This is a genomic window from Pasteurella sp. P03HT, from assembly GCF_054052285.1.
This window is the reverse complement of sequence record NZ_JBSIUM010000003.1, coordinates 182,260-200,899: the sequence shown is the minus strand read 5'-3', so window position 1 is coordinate 200,899 and position 18,640 is coordinate 182,260. Positions and strand designations below refer to the sequence as shown.

The 18,640-nt window shown below is 39.6% G+C and carries 17 protein-coding genes; 8 read left to right on the top strand and 9 right to left on the bottom strand.

Features of this window, described 5'->3' with window-relative positions:
• Window positions 1-45: 45 nt before the first annotated feature.
• Window positions 46-306, bottom strand: coding sequence for a YfhL family 4Fe-4S dicluster ferredoxin (locus ACWIT3_RS04220; protein WP_457161556.1), 261 nt, complete (start codon window positions 304-306; stop codon window positions 46-48).
• 83 nt (window positions 307-389) lie between these two features.
• On the opposite strand from ACWIT3_RS04220, the gene ACWIT3_RS04215 reads away from it, so the two are divergent.
• The 4 genes from ACWIT3_RS04215 (at window position 390) to ACWIT3_RS04200 (ending at window position 4,886) form a co-directional block, all read left to right on the top strand.
• On the top strand, window positions 390-1,085 hold the full coding sequence (locus ACWIT3_RS04215; protein ID WP_457161555.1) for a ribonuclease T2 family protein: 696 nt from the start codon (window positions 390-392) through the stop codon (window positions 1,083-1,085).
• Window positions 1,086-1,204: 119 nt separating this feature from the next.
• Window positions 1,205-2,368 carry a phosphoglycerate kinase gene (gene pgk, locus ACWIT3_RS04210; protein ID WP_457161554.1) on the top strand — a complete coding sequence of 388 codons (1,164 nt, stop codon included), beginning with the start codon at window positions 1,205-1,207 and terminating at the stop codon, window positions 2,366-2,368.
• 109 nt (window positions 2,369-2,477) lie between these two features.
• Window positions 2,478-3,557, top strand: a complete 1,080-nt coding sequence (gene fbaA, locus ACWIT3_RS04205; protein WP_457161553.1) for a class II fructose-bisphosphate aldolase — start codon at window positions 2,478-2,480, stop codon at window positions 3,555-3,557.
• A 360-nt stretch (window positions 3,558-3,917) separates the two neighbouring features.
• Window positions 3,918-4,886, top strand: a complete 969-nt coding sequence (locus ACWIT3_RS04200) for an O-antigen ligase family protein (RefSeq protein ID WP_457161552.1) — start codon at window positions 3,918-3,920, stop codon at window positions 4,884-4,886.
• A gap of 20 nt (window positions 4,887-4,906) precedes the next feature.
• On the opposite strand, the gene ACWIT3_RS04195 is transcribed toward ACWIT3_RS04200, so the two are convergent.
• The 5 genes from ACWIT3_RS04195 to ACWIT3_RS04175 all read right to left on the bottom strand — a co-directional run bounded on the left by ACWIT3_RS04195 (window position 4,907) and on the right by ACWIT3_RS04175 (window position 10,567).
• Window positions 4,907-5,263, bottom strand: a complete 357-nt coding sequence (locus ACWIT3_RS04195; RefSeq protein ID WP_457161551.1) for a diacylglycerol kinase — start codon at window positions 5,261-5,263, stop codon at window positions 4,907-4,909.
• A gap of 26 nt (window positions 5,264-5,289) precedes the next feature.
• Window positions 5,290-7,512 carry a GTP diphosphokinase gene (gene relA / locus ACWIT3_RS04190; RefSeq protein WP_457161550.1) on the bottom strand — a complete coding sequence of 741 codons (2,223 nt, stop codon included), beginning with the start codon at window positions 7,510-7,512 and terminating at the stop codon, window positions 5,290-5,292.
• Window positions 7,513-7,521: 9 nt separating this feature from the next.
• A complete protein-coding gene (gene rlmD / locus ACWIT3_RS04185) occupies window positions 7,522-8,835 on the bottom strand; it encodes a 23S rRNA (uracil(1939)-C(5))-methyltransferase RlmD (protein ID WP_457161549.1) in 1,314 nt (437 codons plus the stop codon).
• Window positions 8,836-8,838: 3 nt separating this feature from the next.
• The gene (recO, locus tag ACWIT3_RS04180; protein ID WP_457161548.1) at window positions 8,839-9,573 is read right to left on the bottom strand and encodes a DNA repair protein RecO; all 735 of its coding nucleotides are present in this window, start codon (window positions 9,571-9,573) and stop codon (window positions 8,839-8,841) included.
• A 118-nt stretch (window positions 9,574-9,691) separates the two neighbouring features.
• Complete coding sequence (locus ACWIT3_RS04175) at window positions 9,692-10,567, bottom strand: pirin family protein (protein WP_457161547.1); 876 nt, start codon at window positions 10,565-10,567, stop codon at window positions 9,692-9,694.
• A gap of 184 nt (window positions 10,568-10,751) precedes the next feature.
• Here ACWIT3_RS04175 and rsmE point away from each other — a divergent pair, with 184 nt between their 5' ends.
• From rsmE to ruvX, 3 genes are read left to right on the top strand one after another with little or no spacing between them, the layout of a single operon-like run.
• A complete protein-coding gene (gene rsmE, locus ACWIT3_RS04170; protein WP_457161546.1) occupies window positions 10,752-11,486 on the top strand; it encodes a 16S rRNA (uracil(1498)-N(3))-methyltransferase in 735 nt (244 codons plus the stop codon).
• Between the two features lie 10 nt (window positions 11,487-11,496).
• Window positions 11,497-12,054 carry a YqgE/AlgH family protein gene (locus tag ACWIT3_RS04165; RefSeq protein ID WP_457161545.1) on the top strand — a complete coding sequence of 186 codons (558 nt, stop codon included), beginning with the start codon at window positions 11,497-11,499 and terminating at the stop codon, window positions 12,052-12,054.
• A complete protein-coding gene (gene ruvX, locus ACWIT3_RS04160; protein WP_457161544.1) occupies window positions 12,054-12,470 on the top strand; it encodes a Holliday junction resolvase RuvX in 417 nt (138 codons plus the stop codon). The genes ACWIT3_RS04165 and ruvX overlap by 1 nt, the downstream gene beginning before the upstream one ends.
• Before the next feature lie 427 nt (window positions 12,471-12,897).
• Here the strand turns inward: ruvX and eno are convergent, their stop codons facing one another.
• Window positions 12,898-14,199, bottom strand: a complete 1,302-nt coding sequence (gene eno / locus ACWIT3_RS04155) for a phosphopyruvate hydratase (protein ID WP_457161543.1) — start codon at window positions 14,197-14,199, stop codon at window positions 12,898-12,900.
• A 220-nt stretch (window positions 14,200-14,419) separates the two neighbouring features.
• The gene (gene pyrG / locus ACWIT3_RS04150; protein ID WP_457161542.1) at window positions 14,420-16,048 is read right to left on the bottom strand and encodes a glutamine hydrolyzing CTP synthase; all 1,629 of its coding nucleotides are present in this window, start codon (window positions 16,046-16,048) and stop codon (window positions 14,420-14,422) included.
• Between the two features lie 314 nt (window positions 16,049-16,362).
• On the opposite strand from pyrG, the gene brnQ reads away from it, so the two are divergent.
• Window positions 16,363-17,676: a branched-chain amino acid transport system II carrier protein gene (brnQ, locus tag ACWIT3_RS04145; protein ID WP_457161541.1), complete on the top strand. Its 1,314-nt coding sequence runs from the start codon at window positions 16,363-16,365 to the stop codon at window positions 17,674-17,676.
• Window positions 17,677-17,744: 68 nt separating this feature from the next.
• On the opposite strand, the gene ygfZ is transcribed toward brnQ, so the two are convergent.
• Window positions 17,745-18,629, bottom strand: a complete 885-nt coding sequence (ygfZ, locus tag ACWIT3_RS04140) for a CAF17-like 4Fe-4S cluster assembly/insertion protein YgfZ (protein ID WP_457161540.1) — start codon at window positions 18,627-18,629, stop codon at window positions 17,745-17,747.
• Between the last annotated feature and the right edge of the window lie 11 nt (window positions 18,630-18,640).

Genomic DNA, 18,640 nt, shown 5'->3' with positions numbered 1-18,640 from the left:
GCACTTTTAGATGTGAGATAACGGGAAGCGATAATTGAGGAATGATTATAGTTTGTCTGCGTGATGAATCATCACAAAGCGTTCCCACAATTGTTCATCTGTTTCGATATGGTCAGGGTCTGTAATGATACAATGACTAATCGGGCAGACTTTCTGGCAAGTTGGGATATCGTAATGTCCTACACATTCTGTACACAATGTGGGATCAATGACATAGATCTCCTCACCCATTGAAATGGCTTCATTGGGACATTCTGGTTCACACATATCACAATTTGTGCATTTGTCAGTGATTAAAAGTGCCATGCTGTTTGTCCTTTGCATTTGCTGTGTTAAAGTGAAAGTGGCAGATTATAATGAATACAGTTTAAAAGTGAAATAGGAATTTTATGAACGAGAAAAAAACGCTGCAACTTTCGATTTTTGTGGTTTGCTTCTTAATGTTTTTATTGTCAGGTTGGTATTATTTTTCTAAACAAAAACAAGCGGTTGTCGTCGTGATTGATCGTAATTACGACTATGTTATGAAAAATGATCCAATCGGTCAAAATGCGACGGCACCGATTGATTATTATACTTTTGTCTTATCGTGGTCTCCTGCTTTTTGTTCTAAACAACGTCAGCGTTATGGCGATGATTTACCCACTTCATTACAATACCAATGTGGTTTAACTCAACAATTTGGCTGGGTGATACATGGTTTATGGCCGCAAAACGAACGAGCGAGACGCGTATCTGATCATCCTCGTTTTTGTCAGGGCGATCTTCCTATCGTCGCCCAAGAGGTCATTGAGCAATATTTACCAGAATCACCGAGTGCAAGCTTACTACAAGGCGAATGGGAGAAGCATGGTGCTTGTGCTTTTCCTCAAGCTCAGGCGTATTTTGAGAAACAACGGGAATTATACCGTACGTTGAAATTACCTCCTTATGAATTAAGCCGTAATGAATTGTTTCAATGGTTACGTAAAAATAATCCGCAATTAAGTGATGCTTATCTTGGAGCAAGTCGTAATGAATTATTCATTTGTTATGATTTGAATTGGAAGGTAATAGATTGCCCAAGAAGTCGCACAGGATATTAATTTTTATTCATTAAATAATGAAAAATGTTTGATCTAACGCAGTTACACCCTAGTGATAAAGGGGTATAATAAAAGCAGTTTTTCCAAATTTTAATTTAACTAAAATAAGAGGATTAAATATGTCAGTAATCAAAATGACAGACTTAGATTTAGCCGGCAAACGTGTGTTTATTCGTGCAGATCTGAATGTGCCAGTCAAAGATGGCAAAGTGACGTCTGATGCGCGTATTCGTGCCACAATCCCAACATTAAAACTTGCGTTAGAAAAAGGGGCAAAAGTGATGGTGACGTCACACTTAGGGCGTCCAACAGAGGGTGAGTTTGATGAAGCAAGCTCTTTAAAACCTGTAGTTGATTACTTAAATGCACATTTAGATGTTCCTGTTCGTTTAGTTCGTGATTATTTAGATGGTGTAGAGGTGAACGCGGGTGAAATCGTTGTTTTAGAAAACGTGCGCATTAACAAAGGCGAGAAGAAAAATGATCCTGAATTAGGGAAAAAATATGCCGCACTTTGTGACGTATTTGTTATGGATGCATTCGGTACCGCTCACCGTGCACAAGCATCAACTTACGGCGTTGCAGAATTTGCACCAGTCGCTTGTGCGGGACCATTATTAGCAGCTGAATTAGACGCGTTAGGTAAAGCATTAAAAGAACCAGCACGTCCGATGGTGGCAATCGTTGGTGGTTCAAAAGTATCAACAAAATTAGAAGTATTAAATTCTCTTTCAAAAATCGCTGACCAAATTATCGTGGGTGGTGGTATTGCGAATACGTTCATCGCAGCAGCGGGTCACAATGTAGGTAAATCGCTTTACGAAGAAGATTTAATCCCAGTCGCGAAAAACTTAGCAGCAAGCACCGATATTCCTGTACCAGTGGATGTGCGTGTTGGCTTAGAATTCTCTGAAACAGCAGCAGCAACTGAAAAAGCTGTCGATGAAGTGAAAGATGATGAATCAATTTTTGATATCGGCGATAAATCGGCTGCACAATTAGCAGAAATTATTAAAAACGCCAAAACGATTCTTTGGAATGGTCCAGTCGGCGTATTTGAATTCCCTAACTTCCGTAAAGGAACAGAAATCATTTCTCACGCAATTGCCAATAGTGACGCATTCTCAATCGCGGGCGGTGGCGATACGTTAGCGGCAATCGACCTATTCGGTATTAAAGATAAAATTTCTTATATCTCAACGGGCGGTGGCGCATTTTTAGAGTTCGTTGAAGGTAAAGTATTACCAGCAGTAGAAATTTTAGAAAAACGTGCAAATGGCTAATATAATAGGGGCAGGCTGAATTGAGCCGCCCCTATCTTTTTATCTAAAAGAAAGATGACGTTCGTAAAGAAAAACATTTATTCCAATCAAATAAAAAAGGAAGCAGAAAATGGCTAAATTATTAGATATTGTGAAACCAGGTGTAGTAACGGGTGATGATGTTCAGAAAGTATTTGCTTATGCTAAAGCGAATAACTTTGCGATTCCAGCAGTAAACTGTGTGGGTTCAGACTCCGTTAATGCGGTATTAGAAACTGCAGCACGTGTAAAAGCACCTGTGATTATTCAATTCTCAAATGGTGGTGCACAATTCTATGCTGGTAAAGGTTTAAAACCAGCAAGTGGCGCGCGTGCTGATGTACTTGGTGCAATCGCAGGGGCAAAACATGTTCATGCGTTAGCGGAAGAATACGGTGTGCCTGTTATTCTTCATACTGACCATGCAGCGAAAAAACTGCTTCCTTGGATTGATGGTTTATTAGATGCAGGCGAAAAATATTTCGCAGAAACAGGTAAACCGTTGTTCTCATCTCATATGATCGATCTTTCAGAAGAGCCAATGGCTGAAAATATGGCTATTTGCCGTGAATATCTTGCTCGTATGGACAAAATGGGCATGACACTAGAAATCGAAATCGGCATCACTGGTGGTGAAGAAGATGGCGTGGATAACTCTGATGTTGAAGAAGCTAAACTTTATACTCAACCAGAAGATGTGCTTTATGTTTATGACCAATTAAGTCCAGTCAGCCCGCGTTTCACTGTGGCTGCGGCATTTGGTAACGTACACGGTGTTTATAAACCAGGTAATGTGAAATTAAAACCGTCTATTTTAGGTGCTTCACAAGAATTCGTTTCTAAAGAACGTAATCTTCCTGCGAAATCAATCGACTTCGTATTCCATGGTGGTTCAGGTTCAAGCCGCGAAGAAATTCGTGAGGCAATCAGCTACGGTGCAATCAAAATGAACATCGATACGGATACACAATGGGCATCTTGGGATGGTATCTTGAAGTTCTACAATGCAAACAAAGACTACCTTCAAGGTCAATTAGGTAACCCAGAAGGTCCTGATGCACCAAACAAAAAATACTACGACCCACGTGTTTGGTTACGTAAAATGGAAGAATCTATGTCTAAACGCTTAGAACAATCTTTCGAAGATTTAAACTGTGTTGATGTATTGTAATTGATTAAATTGAGTTAAACTAAGACCGCACTATCATGTGCGGTCTTTTTATTTTTTAGGGATAAGTTGATTATTATGTTGTTATCAAAAAACCTTTTTTTATACATTAGTATAAATTTTCTTATTTTTAGTTTTAGTTCAGCTATTTTTCTCGTAAAAGGTGGACATAATTTTGCCCCTTTATTTTTGAGCTTAATTGGATTCGGCTATCTGATTTATGCTGTTGCTAAGCGGCATACACTTTCCTTATCTGTTGCGGAAAAAAGTTGGATAGGCTGCTTGATTTTTTATTGTGCTGTTTTTTTTCTGTCTTTTTTCTGGCATTCAGAAAAGATAAGGGAATTAGAGCATATCGGTAAATTGTGTTTTTTTATTCCATTATTGTATTTATTTGCACAATATAAGCCAAATGTAGATTGGTTTCTTAAAGGGATAGTATGTGGAGCGAGCATTGCAGGAATTGTTGCGATTTATGATCGCTTTATTTTAAATGTGTATGCCGCCTATTCGCCGCGTATATTACAAATACAGGCGGGGGATATTGCTATGTCTTTAGGTCTCTTCTCATTTGCTATTGGGTTGTATTATTTTAGTTGTAAACAGTATCGAATGATGTTGTTTGCTATTATTGCTACTTTGCTTGGTATTTTCGGGAGTATTTTATCAACAGCGCGCGGCGGTTGGATTGGGCTTCCTTTTTTATTATGTTTTGTATTATTCAGCTATCGGCAGTATTTATCGAAAAAAATAGGCTTATTTTTGAGTGTGTTGTTTGTGCTGTTGATCGCAGCGATGGCAATCACCCCTAAAACGAAATTGGTTGCCCGTGTAACCGAAGCCTATACGGAAGTACAACAATATTTTAGCCCACAAGAACAGCAAGAGAAAACCTCTGTTGGTGCCCGTTTAGAATTATGGAAAAGTGCGTTGCTGATGGCAAAAGAAAGACCTGTATTAGGGTTAGGAAGTGCGGGTGCCACGCAAAAGCGGCAATTACAGAACCAAGAAGGGTTAATCAGTGAATATGCTGCCAGTTTTACGCATGCACATAATCAATATTTAGATAATTTATCAAAATTGGGTTTTTTAGGTCTTACTGCCTTACTGGCGGTATTCTTTGTTCCACTTTATCATTTTTATCGAAAACGTAGTGTGACGGATAAAATACAGAATCTTGTGGCAATGTTAGCTGTGGTTCACATCATTTCAGTGATGTTTTATTCTTTAACGCAAGCATTTCTGACACATAATTCAGGTAATATTTTTTATTTCTTTTTGATTTTTATCTTTTATGGTTTATTAAAAGATAAAAATCAGTCATCGAGCTAAAAAAGCATGTGATGTGGGGATTAATAAAAAATGACGATTCCCCATATTACCGCAACATTGACCATCGCAATAAAAACGGCAGCCGAACCCAGATCTTTAGCACGTCCAGATAGTTCATGAAACTCTAATCCAACACGATCAACAACAGATTCAATTGCACTGTTCACTAATTCTAAGGCGAGTACTACGAATAGTGAACCAAGCATCAATGCCATTTCGACCGCACTTTCTCCTAACCAACATGCAAGTGGAATGAGAAAGACGCAGGCAAGGAGCTCATGGCGAAATGCTGTTTCGGATTTGATAGCAAATTTGAGTCCTTTCATTGAATAACCTGTTGCTTTAATTAAATGCGTTAATCCTGTTGTTTTGTGCATACTTCTGTTCCTATCTGTCTTTATGGTTAGAGTCGTTTTGCTTCAATAACATCGTCTAATTTGGCTAGGCGAGCGAGAATTTTACTTAAAATTTGAACGTTATTCAGTTCAATTTCCATATCGATTGTGGCTAATTGCTTTTTCGTATCTGTTCGACTCGATACTCCTAGTACACTGATTTTATCGTTAGCGAGTACAGTAGTGATATCACGCAAGAGACCACTACGATCACTGGCGAGGATGCGTATACTAATACGGAATCCACTGGCATAGTTTTCTCCCCAGAGCGATTCAACGACACGTTCTGGGTGAGCCTGTTGTAATTCGAGAAATTGTTCACAATCACTTCGGTGTATTGAGATACCGCGTCCCATTGTAATGTAGCCCATAATATGATCGCCAGGAATAGGTTGACAGCAACGGGCAATATGGTGCATTAAGTTTCCTACCCCTTCTACGATGACATAGCCTTTGGGCTTTTCTTTTTGTTGGTTATTTGCCGCACTTTTATTCGCTACATGACGAAGAATTTCTTCATCGACTTCTTGTGCGGTTGCTTTGATGAGCTTATTTTGTAGAAAATTGATGAGGTGATTGAGACGGATATCACCTCCCCCTAAGCCTGCATATAAGTCCTCAAGATTTTTTAAGTTATAACGAGGTAGCGCGTATTGTTCTATTTGTTTTAAGCTAAGATTTAAGCGTGCCATTTCGTTATCTAGCATGTCTTTGCCTGCGGGGATATTTTTCTCACGATCCTGTTTTTTGAACCAAGCATGAATTTTAGCGCGTGCTTTGGCGGTATGCGTAAAGCCAAGGTTGGGATTGAGCCAATCTCGGCTTGGGTTTGGATTTTTCTGAGTAATGATCTCGATTTGATCACCCATTTGTAATTGGTAGGTGAAAGGAACAATACGACCTGCTACTTTGGCACCAATGCAGCGATGTCCAATTTCACTATGAATACTATAAGCAAAATCCAGTGGCGTAGACCCTGTTGGTAAATCAATGACTTCCCCTTTGGGTGTAAAAACATAAACGCGATCATCGAACACTTGGCTACGCATTTCTGCCATAATCTCACCTGAGTCGGTAATATCATCTTGCCATGCAAGTAGTTTACGTAACCATGTGATTTTTTCCTCATAACCTGAGCGCCCACCCACTGTGCCTTCTTTGTATTTCCAGTGTGCTGCGACACCAAGCTCCGCATCATCATGCATTTGTTGTGTGCGAATTTGTACTTCGACAGGTTTCCCGCCTTTACCTAACACAACGGTATGGATAGATTGATAGCCGTTAGGTTTAGGGTTCGCCACATAATCATCAAATTCTTTTGGAATGTGTTTGAAGTGTGTATGGACAATACCAAGGGCAGAATAACAATCTTGTAATTTCGGTACGATAATACGTACGGCACGTACATCATAGAGGTCGCTAAAGGCTAAATGTTTCTTCTGCATCTTGCGCCAAATACTGTAAATATGTTTTGGTCGTCCATAGACTTCGGCATTCTCAATATTTTCACGCAGATAGCCATTTAATTCGGCGACGAAATCAGCAATATATTGCTCACGGTCTAAGCGACGCTCTTGTAGTAATTGGGCAATATTTCGGTATTGTTCAGGATGTAAATAGCGGAAACAGTAATCTTCTAATTCCCATTTCAATTGTCCGATACCGAGGCGGTTGGCGAGAGGAGCATAAATGTTAGCGCACTCTTTAGCCGCTAATACTTTATCTTCTTCCGAGCAATCTTGTTCTGCGTCGCGGAGAAAAGTGATCCGTTCTGCCAGTTTAATAATGACACAACGGAAATCATCTACCATAGCTAATAGCATACGACGTACGTTGTCCACTTGAGAACTGCTAGCAGATTGGCTGACATTGAGTTGACGGATATTGTCCATTTCCATCACGCCTTTTGCTAACTTACTAATATTGCTACCAAACTCTTCACTCACTTGTGGTAATTCAACAAGTTTATGGTTAATGACAGGATACAGCATTGCGGTCAGTAAGCTGTCAGCATCCATATTCAAACTGTGCAGAATTTCTACCATTTCGACTCCGCCGTGTAATGAACAAGTTTTTTGCTCAGAAGCCAGTGCGGTGATTTTTTGTTGTGAATAGTACCAGGCACGAATGAGGTTATCTCTGACTGGTGCGGGCAAGTCTAACTGTCCACACCAGGTTTCAATCACAAAATCTTTAGGATTCAGTAAATGAGAACTTCGTACTGCAACCATAATCTATCCTTATTGTTTTTCAAATAAACTGATGGATTCTAAATGCCCTGTATGAGGGAACATATCAATCATCGCGACTTTTTGTAGGCGGTAGCCAAGAGTGTGTAACATTTCTGTATCTCGTACTAATGTAGCAGGGTTACAGGAAACATAGACGATTTTTTCTGCATTTAGTTCACATAATGCTTGAAGTGCAAAGGCTGCACCAGCACGAGGTGGGTCTAATAAAATCTTGTTAAATGGTTGTGTTGCCCACGCGTGATGCACAAAAGGTTTATCCAAATCAGCTTGGTAAAACTGAACGTTCGTGCATTGGTTCTGTACTGCATTTTTCTGTGCTTTTGCTACCATGGCAGAGACCCCTTCAATACCAATGACATGTTTGACATGACGACTAATTGGTAAAGTAAAGTTTCCCATTCCGCAAAATAAATCTAACACATTATCTGTAGATTTCAGTTCCAACCAGTCTAATGCCGTGCTGATCATTTTTTGATTTAACTGTTTGTTTACTTGAATAAAATCACGAATATCAAAATGGAGCTGTAAGCCATTATCCAGTTGGTAATAAGGCGAATCGCCACAGACTTGAAGGAGATGATGGTCATCTTGCAAAAACAACATCAACTGTTCTTGTTTGGCAAAATAGATGAGCGAAGAGCGGTCTTCTTCGGCTAATTTTCCAGTGTGACGCAACAACATAGCTATACCATTATCCGCTTGAACAAGTTCTATGTGTCCTAAGTTTTTCGGGGTAGACCAGTTTCTCAGCAAGACAATAAGTTTACTTAAAAGATGATTGAGTGGTTTCGTTAAAACATGACACTGTTGAATGTTGACAATCTGTTGTGAACGTTTTTGTCGAAAACCGATATCTAACTGTTTTGTTTTTGAATTGAAAGACAGGCTGAGTCGCATTCTGCGACGATAGTGCCATATATCACCTTCAAGCATGGGCATCACTTGTACATGGGGCTGCAGTTTTTGTAGGCGCTGAAATAAGGCATTTTGTTTAGTTTGGCGTTGTAAATCAATGGCAATATGTTGGGTCTGGCAACCGCCACATAAATGATAATCAGTACAAACAGGGCGTTGGCGCTGATGGCTGACTTGTAAAATTTTTGTCGCAATAGCTTGACCATAATGGCGTTTTTCTTCGACAACCTGAACTTCCACTTTTTCTTGGGGTAAGGCATTTTCGATAAACCACGTTTTGCCTTGTATTTTGGCTACCCCTAATCCTTGATAGTCTAAATCAACGATATCGGTGACGAATTTTTTTCTTGTTTGCTGTGATTTTGGAGGAGTATAACGTAATACCATAATCTATTTTTGATACAACTTATATTGAGTAAATAACTCTCGGCTTTTTAATGGTTTATTCCCTAAATAAGGTTTTAGTGCCATCCGAGTAAAACGTTTTGCCGCCTGTAAGGTCGCGGGTTCGTGAAATTGGCGAGCCTCAAATGCCAAGAGTTCTCGTCCATAAAATGTCAAATTATCTTGAATTAATGACGCAATAAAGCCTTTTTCTTCGCGATAACGGTAGGTCATATTCATATCAACAGGCTCCCCAGAGCCAGCACAATGGCAAAAATCGACGCCGTAACCTAAGGTTTGCAATAATTGAAATTCAAAGTGACGTAGACTTGGCTCCACTTGATCGGGAGTCGTTGCCAAACGCGTTAAACAATGTAAATAATCTTGAAACAACTGGGGATAAGCAGTTTCAGGCTCCAGTACACGACTCACTAACTCATTAACATAAAAACCACTGTAGAGGGCGGTGTGTTGGAGTGGTAAAGTAATGGCAGCGGGCTCTGCTCGCGTAAGCGTTTTTAACTCTCCTCGGCCCGTCCAACGTAATAGTAAAGGCGTAAAAGGTTGTAAAACTCCTTTTAATGCAGAACGCTTTGCACGAGCACCTTTTGCGAGCACAGTTAAACGCCCCGTTTCTTCTGTGAATAAGTCCACTAATAAGCTCGTTTCACTATAGGCTTTGCGATGTAAGACAAAACCCCGTTGCCAGTTTTCGATAATGTGCCTCGTTTTGCTAGTCAAATCGCGTGTATTTTAGCAGATTTTTGCGTGTTCTTTTTACTCTTTGTCATTTATTTTTTGAAGGAGGGATAGGAGCAAGGAAGAAAAGTGCGGTGGAAGAGACCGCACTTTTTAACGACTACATCGTGTGAATTTTGCCAAATTGACCATGTTGTACATCGTGGATTGCTTGTAGGATTTGCTCTCGTGTGTTCATCACGAATGGTCCATAACCTACAATGGGTTCATTTAATGGTTCTCCAGTCAAAATGAGCAATTTCACTTCATTATTAGCTTCAATATGCACATGTTTCCCGCCTTTTTCGAACGTGACTAATTCACCACGATGCGCAATATCATGACTATTGATTTGTAATGTACCGTCTAAGACCAGAATAATGAGATTATGGCTTTCAGGCACTGGAAATGTATACGCTTTGTTGGCATTCATTTTCACATCCCACATATTAATGGGACTGAATGTATTGGCTGCGCCACGGGTATGATTGAACTCACCTGCGATAATACGGGCAGAGCCCGCATGATTTTCTAGGTCGATCACGGGAATATCGGCTGATTTGATCGCTTGGTAGTTGGGTGGTGTCATTTTGTTTTTTGTGGGCAAATTGACCCATAGTTGCACCATTTCAAATATTCCGCCTTGTTGGGAGAAGTTTTCTGAATGAAATTCTTCATGCATGACGCCTGCGCCAGCGGTCATCCATTGGACATCGCCTGTTCCAATAATTCCGCCTCCACCAGCAGAATCGGCATGTTGAACTTCACCTTGATAAGCAATGGTGACAGTTTCAAAACCGCGGTGAGGATGTTCACCTACGCCACGAAAATCTTGACTACGCCCACCATCGAAATAACGAGGGGGGTTATAATCCATTAATAAAAATGGATCGATATTTTTATCTTTATCTTGATAAGTAAACATGGAGTGGACATGGAATCCATTACCCACCCAATGTTTTTCTGGTGCACTGTGAACCTTTGCGACATTTTTCATCTTGTCCTCTCTTTTTCGATGTTATTGTGACCCATTATATCTTTTCTTTATTTTGGATAAGTTGTGTTTATATTGAAATATTTTCAAATGGAAGTGAATAATCTTGGCGGTCCGAGCGGGATTACTCTCTGAAATCTGTCTTTTCTGATATGATATAGGGCTAAAAGAACTGTGAATCAAGATTATGAGAATACCGAGAATTTATCACCCTACATCCTTACAGCAGCTCACGCATTGTACATTAAGCGAAGACGCGGCAAATCATGTTGGTCGAGTACTGCGTATGCAGGTCGGAGAGCAAATTGAGTTATTTGATGGCAGTAATCATATTTATACCGCAGTGATTACCCAAGTCAGCAAAAGAACCGTTGAGGTGCACATTTTAAATCAGCAGTGGCTAGATCGTGAGAGTCCATTGAAAATTCATTTAGGACAAGTCATTTCACGCGGCGAGCGAATGGAGTTTACTATTCAGAAATCCGTTGAACTGGGGGTGAATGTGATTACACCTTTATGGTCAGAGCGTTGTGGAGTGAAACTGGAAGGGGAGCGTATGGATAAGAAGATCCAGCAATGGCAGAAAATTGCAATTGCCGCTTGTGAACAATGTGGTCGCAATGTTGTCCCTGAAATTCGCCCAATGATGAAATTACAAGACTGGTGTGCAGAAAAAGATGGGGCATTAAAGTTGAATTTGCATCCACGAGCCCAATATTCTATTCGTACCTTACCGCCCATTCAATCAGAAGGCGTGCGTTTATTAATTGGTTCTGAAGGGGGGTTGTCGCCACAAGAGATTGCCCAGACAGAACAACAAGGATTTACTGACATTTTATTAGGAAAGCGTGTATTACGTACTGAAACAGCAGCATTAGCCGCGATTACTGCGTTGCAACTGTGTTTTGGTGATTTAGGTTAGGAGAAGTATTATGGAACTACAAGATCATTTTCTCATTGCGATGCCACAACTGAATGACGACTATTTTTCTCATTCTGTTGTGTATATTTGTGAACATAATCCACAAGGGACAATGGGGTTAGTCCTGAATCAACCGACAGATTTAAGTATTGCAGAGTTATGTGCAAAAATGAATTTTATGATGAAAACAGACCGCACGTATGGTGACGATTTAGTGTTGGCAGGAGGGCCTGTAAATATCGAACGTGGATTCATTTTGCATACCAAAACAACACAAGATTTCAAGCACAGTTATAAAGTGACAGATCAATTAATGCTGACGACTTCAGCAGATATTATTGATACATTTGGGACAAAAAATGCGCCAGAAAAGTATTTGGTCGCGTTAGGGTGTGCGAGCTGGACGCCTAATCAGTTAGAAGAGGAAATTGCAAATAATGACTGGCTTGTTGTACCCGCCAACAATCGCATTTTATTTGATGTGCCGTATGAAGAACGTTGGGTAGAAGCCAATTTGTTACTTGGTATTCAACATCATAATTTTGCGTGTCAGGCAGGGCATTGTTAATGGGTATCACCGTATTAGCCTTTGATTTTGGCACCAAAAGTATTGGATGTGCAGTTGGGCAGAGCATCACAGGGACTGCTCAAGCACTACCTGCATTTAAAGCGCAAGATGGCGTGCCAAATTGGGAGGCAATAGGGAAATGTCTTTTAGATTGGAAACCTGATTTAGTTGTGGTTGGTTTACCTTTAAATATGGATGGAACCGCGCAAGCACTCACAGAACGAGCAAGAAAATTCGCAAATCGTTTACATGGTCGTTTTGGTGTAACCGTGGAATTACAAGATGAACGTTTGACCACAACAGAAGCACGAGCTGAGATTTTTGCACGTGGTGGTTATAAAGCGTTGAATAAAAGTAAAGTTGATGGCATCTCTGCATGCCTAATTTTAGAAAGTTGGTTTGAAAGCAAACTGTAATTGATTTTATTTTAATCTCAACTCATCGTACCTTTTCTTAATTCCCCTATTTTTGTATGTCTTTAGCATAGTTCGGGTTGATTTTATTACATAATAGGATAGAATTTGCGCCCCTTTAAACATAAAGCGAAACAGTGCAGATAGACATAAATGAGACAAAATATGTCTATCAAGTATACAAAATTAATGCATTTCTCGTGCGAACAGTAAGACGTGAAATGCGGATATCAATATAACCAAAAAGATTGGTTTCTTTCTCGATGTTTTGATGTTTTAAAGTAAAGGAAACAGGAGAGGGGAATACAGAAAGTTTTGCCTATCTTTATTTAAGAAGTTGGATGAAGTAACACAAGGAATGTGGTATGAGTAGGCAAAAAAACACCGCACTGAAAAGTGCGGTGTTCTTTTTTATAATTTTATCTGCGAATTATGCTTGACCTTTAACCGCTTTTAAACCTAAGAATGGCGCTTTGTCACCTAATGCTTCTTCGATACGGATTAATTGGTTGTATTTTGCGATACGGTCAGAACGGCTCATAGAACCTGTTTTGATTTGACCTGCAGCGGTACCTACTGCTAAGTCTGCGATTGTTGCATCTTCCGTTTCACCAGAACGGTGTGAAATTACTGCAGTATAACCTGCATCTTTAGCCATTTTGATTGCGGCTAAAGTTTCAGTTAATGAACCGATTTGGTTGAATTTGATTAAGATAGAGTTCGCGATACCTTTTTCGATACCTTCTTTTAAGATTTTAGTGTTAGTTACGAATAAGTCATCACCAACTAATTGTACTTTGTCACCTAACACTTTAGTTTGGTATGCGAAACCTTCCCAGTCTGACTCATCTTGACCATCTTCGATAGACACGATAGGGTATTCTTTGCATAAACCTTCTAAGTAGTGAGTGAACTCTTGAGAAGTGAATGATTTACCTTCACCTTTCATTTCGTACATACCGTTTTCTTTGTTATAGAACTCAGATGATGCACAGTCCATCGCTAAAGTGACATCTTTACCTAATACATAACCAGCTTTTTCCACTGCTTCTTTGATACAAGCAAGGGCAGCTGCGTTTGATTCTAAGTTAGGTGCAAAACCACCTTCGTCACCAACAGCAGTACTTAAGCCTTTACCTTTTAATACTTTAGCAAGGTTGTGGAACACTTCTGCACCGATACGCAATGCTTCTTTTAATGTTTTTGCGCCAACAGGTTGGATCATAAATTCTTGGATATCAACGTTGTTGTCAGCGTGCTCACCACCGTTGATGATGTTCATCATTGGTAATGGCATAGAATATTGACCTGGAGTACCGTTAAGTTCAGCAATCCAAGCAAATAATGGCATACCTTTCGCCGCAGCAGCTGCTTTCGCGTTTGCTAAAGAAACCGCTAAAATGGCGTTAGCACCAAATTTAGATTTGTTATCTGTGCCATCTAAGTCGATCATGATTTGGTCGATTTCAGCTTGGTTTGAGGCATCTTTACCTAGGATAGCTTGTGCGATTTCGTTGTTAACCGCTGAAACAGCTTTTAATACACCTTTACCTAAGAAACGTGCTTTGTCGCCATCACGTAGTTCTAACGCTTCACGTGAACCTGTTGATGCACCTGATGGAGCAGCGGCTAAACCAACAAAACCACCTTCTAAATGTACTTCAGCTTCAACAGTTGGGTTACCACGAGAATCGATGATTTCACGACCGATCACTTTAACGATTTTTGCCATTTTGTTTTCCTCTTTAAAATGAAAATTAAACTAAAACGAATGGGAAGTATCTTAAAATAATTCATGTCATTTGTCTTCTGAAAAATGCGGATTAATTGATTTACATCTAGTTTTTCCGACATAAAAAATGTTGGAAAAATTGACTGCACTTGACTGTTTTTTGAATAGCGATTTTGAGGAATGAAAATAAAAAAATCCCCGCAATGTGCGGGGAGAATATTTATTTTTTCTGATTCGCTTTAGCGGCTTTGACAAACCCAGCGAAGAGAGGATGACCATCACGTGGTGTAGATGTAAATTCTGGGTGGAATTGACAAGCTACAAACCAAGGGTGGTTTGGTACTTCAATAATTTCTACCAGTTTTTTATCTGCAGATAAACCTGTGATTTTTAGGCCTGCTTTTTCGATTTGTGGACGTAATACATTGTTTACTTCATAGCGATGGCGGTGACGTTCTTCAATGGTTTCTGCACCATATAATTCACGGGCCTTACTACCTTCGATTAAGTGACATTGCTGCGCCCCTAAACGCATAGTGCCACCTAAATCAGACTCATCAGAACGGGTTTCAATGTTACCTTCTGCATCTTGCCATTCGGTGATTAAGCCAACAACAGGATATTCACAAGTGCGGTCAAATTCTGTGGAGTTTGCATTTTTTAAACCTGCCACATTACGTGCATATTCGATGTAGGCAACCTGCATGCCTAAACAGATGCCCAAGTATGGCACATTGTTTTCGCGAGCATATTGTGCGGTTAAGATTTTGCCTTCTACACCACGGTTACCAAAACCACCAGGAACTAGAATACCGTCTACGCCTTGTAAAATTTCAGTACCTTTTGTTTCGACGTCTTGTGAATCAATATATTTGATATGCACATTTAAACGGTTTTTCAAACCAGCATGTTTTAAGGCTTCGTTGACTGACTTATACGCATCAGGTAACTCGGTATATTTACCCACCATACCAATAGTAACATCACCTGTTGGATTGGCTTCTTGGTATAACACCTGTTCCCATTCTGAGAGATCCGCTTCTGGGCAGTCTAAGTGGAAACGCTGACAAATGAACTCATCTAAGCCTTGTGATTTTAATAGCGCTGGAATTTGGTAAATTGAACTGACATCTTTTAATGAAATGACCGCTCTTTCTGGCACATTACAGAATAACGCAATTTTGGCACGCTCATTCGGCGGGATCATCCGATCTGAACGGCAAATTAATACATCGGGTTGAATACCAATAGATAATAATTCTTTGACCGAGTGTTGAGTAGGTTTGGTTTTCACTTCTCCAGCAGTCGGGATATAAGGCACTAACGTTAAATGCATGAAAATTGTGCGTTCACGACCAACTTGCGCAGCTAATTGGCGTAAGGCTTCTAAAAACGGTAATGATTCGATATCGCCAACCGTTCCCCCTACTTCAACGATAGCAACATCATGTCCTGCGGCACCGTCAATAACACGTGATTTGATTTCATTTGTAATATGCGGAATAACTTGAATCGTTGCTCCTAAATAGTCGCCACGACGCTCTTTACGTAGCACTTCAGAGTAAATTTTACCTGTAGTGAAGTTATTACGTTTTGTCATTTTTGTGCGAATAAAACGTTCGTAATGACCTAAGTCTAAGTCGGTTTCAGCCCCGTCTTGAGTAACAAATACTTCACCGTGTTGTGTTGGACTCATTGTGCCTGGATCGACGTTAATATAGGGATCCAGCTTTAGCATGGTTACATTTAAACCACGAGCTTCTAAGATTGCTGCTAATGATGCCGCGGCAATACCTTTACCTAGGGAAGATACAACACCACCCGTTACAAAAATATAATTTGTAGCCATATGAAACCTAACTATTGATTGATATGAAAAAAGGTTATTGGATAGAATAAATCATCGAGACGGGAGAGTAGTTTACAGCAAAGGAAACATTAACTCAATCACTGTCCATGCTTTTCTCTTACGAGAAAGATTGAATCTTATATAAAATAACCCTATTTTGAGTAAATATTTTTCTAGATAGATAAAATTAAACGGAATAATTGTTTGTTTTTTGGATTGTTTGTGTAGGTGATATGCCATTTTTATAGTAGAATGGCGCCTTTTATATTTTACGTATATTAAAGAATCTATTTTATTTTTGTTTGAGGGTTCATATGAACAAAAACACATTTGTCGTTGGCTTTATGTTATTCGCCATCTTTTTTGGGGCTGGAAACTTAATTTTTCCACCTAAGTTGGGCTTTGAAAGCGGTATTGGCTTTTGGTCTGCGATTATTGGCTTTGTTGCAACTGGAGTAGGATTACCGTTATTGGGTATTTTAGTGGCAACGCGTTATGAAGGCGGATATAAAAAAGCATTAGAAGATATTCATCCGTGGATTTCTGTTTTATTACTTGGTGCAATTTATTTGACCATTGGTCCTTTCTTTGCTATTCCACGTACGGCAGCAACCGCATTTGATATGGCAGTGATTCCTTTTATTGGTGGAGCGGATACGATAGCACTCTTTTTATTCACTCTGGTTTATTTTGGTATCACGCTATGGGTCAGTTTAAATCCAACAAAAATGGTTGATCGTATTGGCGCGATTTTAACGCCAGTACTGCTAGTCGCTATCATTGCATTGGTTGTTCGCATGGCAAGTATCTTATTAGGTGATGAAAATGTGAACACCTTAGATACGATGCAAAACCCATTGATCACGGGTTTTATTGAGGGTTATCAAACGATGGATGTTTTGGCATCTTTTGCGTTTTCTGTCGTTGTGATGAATGCGATTCGTGCGAAAAGTGATAAAAACAGTAGTTTTATTAAACAGGCAACATTAGCCAGCATTGTAGCGGCGGTCGCCTTAGCTTTCATTTATATTGCAATTGGTTGGATTGGAAACAATATGCCGTTAACGGTAGAAACGCTTGCAGATGTCAGTGCGAAAGGTCAGAACTTAGGCGTATTTATTTTAAATGAAGCCACGGCACAATCCTTTGGTGAGTTAGGTCGTAGTTTACTCGGTTTAATTGTTACGCTTGCGTGTTTGACAACTGCAATTGGTCTAGTTGTCGCAACTTCATCTTACTTCAACAGCATTTTCCCTGCGATTTCTTATCGTAATTACGCCATTTTATTTACCTTAATTGGATTTGGTTTAGCCAACCAAGGTCTAAATGCGGTGATCAGTAAGTCTGTTCCAGTACTTTTAGTCTTGTATCCAATTTCAATGACAGCGATGTTATTGTTGTTAGTTAATTTAGTGATGCCGTTACCAAGATTAGCAAAAGGGATGTCAATTGTACTGGTAACTGTAATTTCTATCCTTTCTGTAATGGGCGCTGAATTAGTGGCGACTTTACCACTTAAAGCTTATTCAATGGAGTGGTTACCGTTTGCGATTTTAGGCTGTGTGGTGGGATTGATTATTGCAAAATTAATACCAAACAAAACGCTTGATAACGTAGCAACGAAGTAGTTTTTTAACATCATAAAAAAGGCAGACTGGTTAGTCTGCTTTTTTTATGGGATCGGATGACACGAAGTTTAAACTAATGCATAAGGTAATGGGTGCAAAGTCAGTTCAGTGTTATCGGCTAATCTAAATGGTGTGCCATTTTCAATTGGATTCGTTAAAACAACTTGTAACCATAAAACATTGTCTAAATTGACCGTACTAATAATCGTGCCTGTTTTACGCCAGTTTGTTTCTAACTGCATTTCAATTTCACTGTTCACCATAGGGTGTGTTTGGCTTGCTGCAACAAAAGTAAACATCGCGCGTTTATTGGCGCCTCGGTATTTTGCACGAGCAACAATTTCCTGACCGATATAGCATCCTTTTTGGAAAGAAATTGCCTTTTCTAAACATTGCAGATTCAATGCTTGAGGAATAAATTCACCTTGTGTTTCAGCACTTAATAACGGGATCCCATCTTGAATATCCAATAAGTCCCATACAACATGGGCAGCATTCGTAGAAATATCCAATGTCGTTGGATGGATTAAAATGACACGTGGTTGCTGACTTCCGATGTTAATGCGGATTTTAGCCGCGATTTCATCACTGGCTTTGAGCATTTGTTCGCCAGCCAAACCAATAATTTGCCAATCAAGTTCTGTAAAGGTGACTTTTGAAAAAACGGCATATTTTTTTAATTGTGCTAAAGCGGTAGGCATCAGTGATTTTTTCACAAGAAGATAGAAACACTGTGTTTCAGTACGAATTAAGCGAAATAACGCAGTCATTTTCCCTTTCGGATCACAATGTGCAGCCAGTGTCGATTCCCCTTCAGCAAGCAGGCTTACATCACATGTTAATTGACCTTGTAGAAATTTTTCAGCGTCATCGCCTTTAATTTCGATGAGGGTATATTGTTGTAAATTGCACGCAATGATTTTTTGCGTAGAAGTTAATAATGAATAAGTCATATCCTTTTTCC

What these genes read in the sequence shown, in the direction of transcription:
- ACWIT3_RS04165 (WP_457161545.1), top strand. Translation starts at nt 11,497, where the DNA reads ATGGAACTACAAGATCATTTTCTCATTGCGATGCCACAACTGAATGAC.
- eno (WP_457161543.1), bottom strand. Translation starts at nt 14,199, where the DNA reads ATGGCAAAAATCGTTAAAGTGATCGGTCGTGAAATCATCGATTCTCGT.
- ACWIT3_RS04195 (WP_457161551.1), bottom strand. Translation starts at nt 5,263, where the DNA reads ATGCACAAAACAACAGGATTAACGCATTTAATTAAAGCAACAGGTTAT.
- ACWIT3_RS04215 (WP_457161555.1), top strand. Translation starts at nt 390, where the DNA reads ATGAACGAGAAAAAAACGCTGCAACTTTCGATTTTTGTGGTTTGCTTC.
- fbaA (WP_457161553.1), top strand. Translation starts at nt 2,478, where the DNA reads ATGGCTAAATTATTAGATATTGTGAAACCAGGTGTAGTAACGGGTGAT.
- ygfZ (WP_457161540.1), bottom strand. Translation starts at nt 18,629, where the DNA reads ATGACTTATTCATTATTAACTTCTACGCAAAAAATCATTGCGTGCAAT.
- pyrG (WP_457161542.1), bottom strand. Translation starts at nt 16,048, where the DNA reads ATGGCTACAAATTATATTTTTGTAACGGGTGGTGTTGTATCTTCCCTA.
- ACWIT3_RS04175 (WP_457161547.1), bottom strand. Translation starts at nt 10,567, where the DNA reads ATGAAAAATGTCGCAAAGGTTCACAGTGCACCAGAAAAACATTGGGTG.
- ruvX (WP_457161544.1), top strand. Translation starts at nt 12,054, where the DNA reads ATGGGTATCACCGTATTAGCCTTTGATTTTGGCACCAAAAGTATTGGA.
- rlmD (WP_457161549.1), bottom strand. Translation starts at nt 8,835, where the DNA reads ATGGTATTACGTTATACTCCTCCAAAATCACAGCAAACAAGAAAAAAA.
- pgk (WP_457161554.1), top strand. Translation starts at nt 1,205, where the DNA reads ATGTCAGTAATCAAAATGACAGACTTAGATTTAGCCGGCAAACGTGTG.
- brnQ (WP_457161541.1), top strand. Translation starts at nt 16,363, where the DNA reads ATGAACAAAAACACATTTGTCGTTGGCTTTATGTTATTCGCCATCTTT.
- ACWIT3_RS04220 (WP_457161556.1), bottom strand. Translation starts at nt 306, where the DNA reads ATGGCACTTTTAATCACTGACAAATGCACAAATTGTGATATGTGTGAA.
- rsmE (WP_457161546.1), top strand. Translation starts at nt 10,752, where the DNA reads ATGAGAATACCGAGAATTTATCACCCTACATCCTTACAGCAGCTCACG.
- relA (WP_457161550.1), bottom strand. Translation starts at nt 7,512, where the DNA reads ATGGTTGCAGTACGAAGTTCTCATTTACTGAATCCTAAAGATTTTGTG.